The 7,054-nt window shown below is 69.7% G+C and carries 7 protein-coding genes; 4 read left to right on the top strand and 3 right to left on the bottom strand.

Translation table 11 applies throughout. The features are described 5' to 3' along the window. The first annotated feature begins 468 nt into the window (after window positions 1-468). Together DM480_RS11970 and DM480_RS11965 are read left to right on the top strand one after the other, a co-directional pair. Window positions 469-1,125, top strand: coding sequence for a peptidylprolyl isomerase (locus DM480_RS11970; RefSeq protein ID WP_115379326.1), 657 nt, complete (start codon window positions 469-471; stop codon window positions 1,123-1,125). A gap of 81 nt (window positions 1,126-1,206) precedes the next feature. Next, window positions 1,207-1,584 (top strand): glycine zipper 2TM domain-containing protein, encoded by a 378-nt coding sequence (locus DM480_RS11965; RefSeq protein ID WP_115379324.1) that lies wholly within the window; start codon window positions 1,207-1,209, stop codon window positions 1,582-1,584. A 63-nt stretch (window positions 1,585-1,647) separates the two neighbouring features. Here the strand turns inward: DM480_RS11965 and DM480_RS11960 are convergent, their stop codons facing one another. Continuing rightward, window positions 1,648-2,484 carry an HpcH/HpaI aldolase/citrate lyase family protein gene (locus DM480_RS11960; protein WP_115379322.1) on the bottom strand — a complete coding sequence of 279 codons (837 nt, stop codon included), beginning with the start codon at window positions 2,482-2,484 and terminating at the stop codon, window positions 1,648-1,650. Window positions 2,485-2,581: 97 nt separating this feature from the next. Between DM480_RS11960 and DM480_RS11955 the strand changes: the two genes are divergently transcribed. Further along, entirely contained in the window at window positions 2,582-3,760 is a 1,179-nt protein-coding gene (locus DM480_RS11955; RefSeq protein ID WP_115379320.1) for an NAD(P)/FAD-dependent oxidoreductase, read from the top strand. On the opposite strand, the gene DM480_RS11950 is transcribed toward DM480_RS11955, so the two are convergent. Beyond that, window positions 3,706-3,891, bottom strand: coding sequence for a hypothetical protein (locus DM480_RS11950; protein ID WP_125471517.1), 186 nt, complete (start codon window positions 3,889-3,891; stop codon window positions 3,706-3,708). The genes DM480_RS11955 and DM480_RS11950 overlap by 55 nt on opposite strands. Window positions 3,892-3,996: 105 nt before the next feature. Between DM480_RS11950 and DM480_RS11945 the strand changes: the two genes are divergently transcribed. Then, window positions 3,997-5,733, top strand: coding sequence for a DEAD/DEAH box helicase (locus DM480_RS11945; RefSeq protein WP_115379316.1), 1,737 nt, complete (start codon window positions 3,997-3,999; stop codon window positions 5,731-5,733). A 107-nt stretch (window positions 5,734-5,840) separates the two neighbouring features. Here the strand turns inward: DM480_RS11945 and DM480_RS11940 are convergent, their stop codons facing one another. Further along, entirely contained in the window at window positions 5,841-6,932 is a 1,092-nt protein-coding gene (locus tag DM480_RS11940; RefSeq protein ID WP_232833981.1) for a GGDEF domain-containing protein, read from the bottom strand. Between the last annotated feature and the right edge of the window lie 122 nt (window positions 6,933-7,054).

Here is a 7,054-nt window from a genome sequence, read left to right as displayed (position 1 = left end):
AGCCCGCGCGTGGTGCCGGCCGGATATATCCGTGCCGCTACTCGCCACAGCGTCTATAGTGGGCGGGTCACCAGCCCCTTCCGAGCGTCGGGCACAGATTCGGAGACGGATGCGCTGCAATCAGCGAAGGTAACGCTGGATATGAAAGGCGGGGGAGAGCAGCGGCTTGCGGAACGCCGCGCTCGATCCCCCGACCCGAACCGTACCGATGCCGGTCTCACCGGCGGCTCCGCTCCATATATAGTTATACGGCGCGGTCTGGGCGGGCAGAGGCGTACGCACAAAAAAAAGGCCGGTCAACGACCGGCCGGAAAGTTTTTAGGAGAGGATGCCTGAAAGGCCCGCTCTTTGTGCACTGCAGCACACATGCGATCAAGTGCAAAAAACGCATCCGTCATTTTGTCAAACGCAATCTGCCAGTGCGGGTGGGCTTGTCGTCCAAGGGTCTGCCGCCTAGCGCCAAAGCCCATGATAACCTCGTTCTGCTGCCGTCTGGCCCTTGCATCGCTGCCGCTGCTGGCCGCATCCACGTCTGCGCCGGCAAAGACAACGGTGCATCGCGAGCTAGCGGTGGTGCGCGTACGCCTGACGACCAGCTACGGTCCGATCGTCGTTGCGCTGGAGGCGCGCCGCGCGCCCGCGACCGTCGCCAATTTCCTGGCCTATGTCGACGACGGCCGGTTCGACGGCGCAAGCTTCTACCGCAGCGCGCGCAGCCGGCTGGCGCCAAAGTTCGGTTTCGTGCAGGGCGGCATCCGTACCGATGCCCGGCGCATCCTCCCTCCCTTTCCGCTCGAGACGACGCGGCAGACCGGGCTGCGTCATGTCGACGGGACGATTTCGATGGCGCGGCGCGGCGACCCGAGTTCGGCGGGCGGCAACTTCTTCATAACCGTTGGCGCGATGCCCAGCATGGACGCGAGCGCGACGTCGCCGGGCTATGCGGCATTCGGCCATGTCGTATCGGGCATGCCGGTGGTCCGGCGCATCCTGGCGCTGCCGACGGGCGGCGGCATGGGTGGCCAGTTGCTGCTGAAACCGGTGGCCCTGCTGCGCGCCGAACGGCTCGATGGCGCACGGCAACCGACCGGGCGCGTCAAACCCTGGCTGGTCAAAACCAAATAGCGCAATGGCGCCACGCGGCGTCCAAGCAACCAAAAGCATCCGGACCGGTTTAACGCGGATCGCCCCCTGAGGAGATTCCCGATGAAGACTGGCTTTCTTGCCGCGCTGGCGGTGGTGACTCTGGCCGCACCCGTGACGACCGGCGCCGCGCAGGCGCAGGATTACAACCGCGATTATCAATGGCACGGCGATCGCCAGGATTGGGACGCCTCGCGCGATTATCGTCCGGGTCGCTATCGCGAGCGCGCGCTGACCCGCGACGACCGTATCTATCGCGGCCGTGACGGGCGCGCTTACTGCCGCCGCAACGACGGTACGACCGGACTGGTGGTCGGTGCGGTCGGCGGAGGCGTGCTCGGCAACGTGCTCGGCGGCGGCACGCTCGGCACGCTGCTCGGTGCCGGGGGCGGCGCCTTGCTCGGCCGCAACATCGATCGCGGCAAGGTTCGCTGCCGCTAAGCCGTTCGGCTTCAAATGAGGGACGGCGGCCGGCGGTACGATCCGCCGGCCGCTGTTCGCGCATCAGGCCCCCTCGCCTGCGCGCGCCAGCAATGCCCGCGCCTGCTTCAGATGCGGCGCATCGATCATCCGCCCGTCGAGCTGTAGCGCTCCCGCACCGGGATTGGCGGCGAAGGCAGCGACCACCGCACGCGCCGCCGCGACCGCTTCGGCATCGGGCGTAAAGGCAGCGTTGATCGTCGGCACCTGCGATGGATGGATTGCCATCATCCCCGTAAACCCGTCGCGCGCGCCGCGCGCCGCATACGCCGCCAGCCCCTCCAGATCGCGAAACGCCGGATAGACCGTCTCGATGGCGAGCGTGCCCGCGGCATGCGCGCCCATCAGCGCCAACGTCCGCACGACCTCGTAAGGCGGCGTATAGCGTCCGTCCGCCTCGCGGGCGCTGCGCGCACCGATCGCGGCGGGAAGATCCTCGGCACCCCAGGTCAAACCGGCGAGCCGGTCGGCGACGCGGGCATAGCTGCCGAGGCGGAATATCGCCGCGGGCGTTTCCGTCGCGACCGGCAGGATCGGCAACCGGTGTTCGCCCATCGCCGCGGCCAGCGCCGCCACGTCATCCCCACCCTGCGCCTTGGGCAGCATCACGCCGTCGGCGCCATGCATCGCGGCGAGATCCATGTCGAGCGTCCCATCGGCGGGCGGATTGATCCGCACGAAGCGGTGCACGCGCGCGGGCGCGGCGAGATAGCGCGACACCGCCTCGCGCGCCGCACGTTTCGCGGCCGGCGCGACCGAATCCTCGAGGTCGAGGATGATCGCATCCGCGCCGCTTTCCGCCGCCTTGTCGAACCGCTCCGGCCGGTCACCCGGCACGAACAACAGCGATCTCAGCCGCATCCTTCCGTCTCCTTTCCCCCTGCCTTCGCGCAGCGGCGCCGACACCGCAAGCCGCCGCCATCGACGCCGCCCCGCGCATCGGCTAAGCGCCCGCGCCATGCCAACAGACCGTTATGATGCGATCGTCCTCGGGGCCGGGGCCGCGGGCCTGATGTGCGCCGCGGTCGCAGGCCAGCGCGGGCGGCGCATCCTGTTGGTCGATCATGCCGAATCGGCGGGCAAGAAAATCGTTATCTCCGGCGGCGGGCGGTGCAATTTCACCAATATCGGCACCACGCCCGACCGCTATATCTCCGCCAATCCGCATTTCGCCAAGTCGGCGCTGGGCCGCTACACACCGTCGGACTTCATCGCGCTGGTGGAGCGGCACGGCATCGCGTGGCATGAAAAGACGCTGGGGCAGCTATTCTGCGATGGATCGGCACGGCAGATCGTTGCGATGTTGGTGGGGGAATGCGAAATCGGCGGGGTCGAGATCGCGCTATCGAGCCCGATCGCGTCGGTCGCGCACGATGGCGACGGGTTTCGCGTCGCCCTGCCCCGCCGCACGGTCACCGCGCCACGACTGGTGATCGCAACGGGCGGCCCGTCGATCCCGAAGATGGGCGCGACCGGTTTCGCCTACGACCTGGCGCGGCAGTTTGGCCTGAAGGTCGTCGAGCCGCGTCCCGCGCTCGTCCCGCTGACGTTGGGCGAGGACGAGGCGCTGTTCCATTCGCTGTCGGGCGTCGCCACCGAGGTCGTCGCATCTGCGGGCAAGGCGGCGTTCCGCGAGGCGGCGCTGTTCACCCACCGCGGCCTGTCCGGCCCCGCGATCCTGCAGGCGTCGAGTTACTGGCGCCCGCGCACCCCGATCGCGATCGATTTCGCGCCCGACGCGCCGGCCGGCTGGCTGATCGAAGCGAAGCGCGCGCAGCCGCGCAGCACGCTGCGCCGCCAGCTCGGCCAGCACGTGCCCGATCGCCTCGCCGAGGTGCTGGCCGAACGGATCGCGCTGGCGAGCGAGCTCGCCAATACGCCCGACCGCAAGCTGGACGAGGCGGAGCGGCGCCTCGCCGCCTGGCCGTTCCATCCCAACGGCACCGAAGGCTTCGCCAAGGCAGAAGTGACGGTGGGCGGCATCAGCACCGCCGACCTCTCGTCGCAGACGATGGAGGCGCGCCGCGTCCCCGGCCTGCATGCGATCGGCGAGGCGGTGGACGTGACCGGATGGCTGGGCGGTTACAATTTCCAATGGGCCTGGGCGAGCGGCTGGGCCGCCGCGCAGGCACTCTGACGCAGCGCCTGCATCGTGTAGGCAGCGGACAGCTGCGCGAAGGCGCGACGCAGCGCCGGCGTCTCCGCACACATCTGTTCAACCTCTGCCTCGCGTGCGAGGCGGACCAGCGTGGCGGCGGGCAACGTCATATCGCCGCCCTGCCATCGCCACATTGCGGTGATATTGCCGCAACCATACCCTTTCCTCCCGCGCCCCTTGCCGCTAAGGCGCCGGCCCCCATTTAGGTCCTTCTCATGCCCTTTTCCTCCCTTCCCCCGGTGCTCGCCGAGGCGCTCGTCGCGCGCGGCTATGAAGCCCCCACTGCCGTCCAGGCCGCCGTCATCGAACCCGAAGCGGTCGGCCGCGACCTGATCGTGTCCGCCCAGACCGGGTCGGGCAAGACCGTCGCCTTTGGCCTTGCCATGGCGGGCGAGCTCATCGTCGATGACGCGCTCGCGCCCCCCGCCGCGCCGCTCGCGCTGGTCATCGCGCCGACGCGCGAGCTGGCGCTGCAGGTCAGCCGCGAGTTGCAATGGCTGTACGCCGGCGCGCATGCGCGCATCGCGACCTGCGTCGGCGGGATGGATCCGTCGAAGGAACGCCGCAACCTGAACCATGGCGCGCATATCGTCGTCGGCACGCCCGGCCGCCTGCGCGATCACCTCGAGCGGGGCGCGCTCGACCTGTCGGCGCTGCGCGTCGCCGTGCTCGACGAGGCGGACGAGATGCTCGACATGGGGTTTCGCGAGGACCTGGAGCAGATTCTCGACGGCACGCCCGAAGGGCGCCGCACCCTGTTGTTCTCCGCGACGATGCCCAAGCCGATCGTCGCGCTGGCGCGTCGGTATCAGCAGAACGCGCTGCGAATCGAGACGATGTCCGAAGAGCGCGGCCACGGCGACATCGCCTATCAGGCGATCACCGTCGCGCCCGCGGACATCGAGCATGCGGTCATCAACCTGCTCCGCTTCCACGAGGCGGAAACCGCGATCCTGTTCTGCGCGACGCGCGATAACGTCCGTCACCTGCACGCCAGCCTGGTCGAGCGCGGTTTCGCCGCCGTCGCGCTATCTGGCGAGCATTCGCAATCGGAGCGCAATCACGCGCTCCAGGCGCTGCGGGACCGGCGTGCGCGCGTCTGCGTCGCGACCGACGTCGCCGCGCGCGGCATCGATCTGCCCAGCCTGACCTTGGTCGTCCACGTCGAGCTGCCGCGCGACGCCGAGACGCTGCAGCACCGCTCTGGCCGTACCGGCCGCGCCGGCAAGAAGGGCACGGCGGTCCTTATCGTCCCCTACCCGCGCCGTCGACGTGTCGACATGATGCTGCGCCAGGCGCGCATCCCGGTGGAATGGATCGCGGCGCCGAGTGCGGAGGATATCCGCGCAGCCGACCGAGAGCGCTTGCTCGCCACGCTGTTCGCGCCGGTGGAGGTGGATGACGAGGATCGTGCACTCGCCGAGCGATTGATGGCGGAAAAGTCGGCGGAGGATATCGCGGCGGCACTGGTTCACATGCACCGTGCCGCGCTGCCGCAGGCGGAGGAGCTGCTCGACGCGGGCGCCGCGCCGCAGACCCCGCGCGAGCGGGGGCCGCGCCCCGGGTTCGAGGATACCGTCTGGTTCCGCATGGACATCGGCCGCCGCCAGAACGCCGATCCGCGCTGGATCCTGCCGCTGATCTGCCGCCGCGGGCACGTGACCAAGTCGGAAATCGGCGCGATCCGCATCAATCCGAACGACACGATGTTCGAATTGCCGCGCGGGGTCGCCGATCGCTTCCTGTCCAGCGTCCGCCGCACCGCCAACCCGGACAATGACGAGGGCAGCCTGACGATCGAGCCTTTCAACGGCACCCCGCGCGAGGCGACACAGCGCAGCGGCGGTGGCCAGCGCGGCGGCGACAATGCCGCGCGCGCGCCGCGCGCCGGCAACATGGGCGGCGCCCCGCGCCATCAGGCGAAGCCGTTCCGCCCGAAGCGCAAGGGCTGATCGGCGGGAAAGCGATCGTCGATAGGGCGACCCGGGCGGCACCACGCACGGGTCGCCCTTTTTGATTCGAGGTCGGTCGGCGCTGCGTTATCCGCCCCGACCCGAGCTCATGCCGCCGCAGCGCGGGGGCGCACCGCCGCCCGCCTTTTCGTCCGGCGCTTGGCGGCATAGAGCGCCGCATCGGCGTCCGCCAAAAGCGGCTGGGCGCCATCGGCCAGCAAGCCGGCGGCCGCGCCGATGCTGACACCGACGCGCACGTCGCCCTCGGGCAGCGCGATCGGCCGCGTCACGCGGTCGCGCGCGGCGGCGCGGACCGCCGCGGTCGCGGCGGCGCCTTCGCCCGACAGCACGATCACGAACTCGTCGCCGCCGAGCCGCGCGACGGCATGGCCGGGGGCGACGGCGCACAGGCGGGCGCCGACCTCCGCCAGCACGCGATCGCCCGCGGCATGGCCGTACCGGTCGTTGATCGCCTTGAACCCGTCGAGGTCGAGGAAGAGCAGCGCCGCCGCCGTCTGCGGCATGCAGGCGAGCGCGGCGTCGAGGCCGGTGCGATTGAGCAGGCCGGTCAACGCATCGGTTTCCGCCAAGCGCCGCGCCGCGCGCTCCGCCGCCAGGGTCGCGCGCAACGCGCGATTGTTCTGCATCGTCAGCGAGGCGGCGTGGACGACGAGAACGACGAACAGGCCGGCGACGGTCAGGCTGAGCGTGCCGATCGCCACCATCATCGGCACCGACGCGACGACGACCAGACCGATGCCCAACCGCGGAAACGCCGCCCAGCGCGGCCCCAGCCCGCCGACCAGCCCCAGGATCGCCAGTGTCGCGGCGATGCGCAATTCCTCGATCCCGGTCATGAAACTGGCCGCGCAGCCGATGCCGAAGATGGTGAACATGACGCAGGCGGATACGATGATGACGTAGGCGGTCGCCTCCGGCACGCGGGCGCCCGATCGCGACGCACGGATCGCGGGCACCATGCGGATCGACAGGATCAGCGCATCGGCGCAGAACCATGCGCAGGCCCAGCCCGCCCGCGTCGTCCACGCCGCCGCGCCGCTCATCAGCATGACGCACAGGCTGGCGGTAAGGATGCCGACGGGACGCAACATCATCGTATCGAGCAGATCGCGGCGCAGCGCCGCATCATCCTGCGGCATGCCCACTGCGCTGCCGATCGCACGCAGCAGACGCGGCATTCGTCTGTGATTGTCCACAAAACCCCCCGTTCGCCATCCGTTATGATCCGCATTGCTTAAGAAGCGATAGCGCGACCACCGGCATCGGCCGGATGGGGACGATGTCCTGGCTGCCGATCCGC

It is taken from the genome of Sphingomonas sp. FARSPH (assembly GCF_003355005.1).
Taxonomy (GTDB): Bacteria; Pseudomonadota; Alphaproteobacteria; order Sphingomonadales; family Sphingomonadaceae; genus Sphingomonas.
Note: the sequence above shows the minus strand (reverse complement) of the source record. Positions and strands in the feature narration are given on the sequence as shown.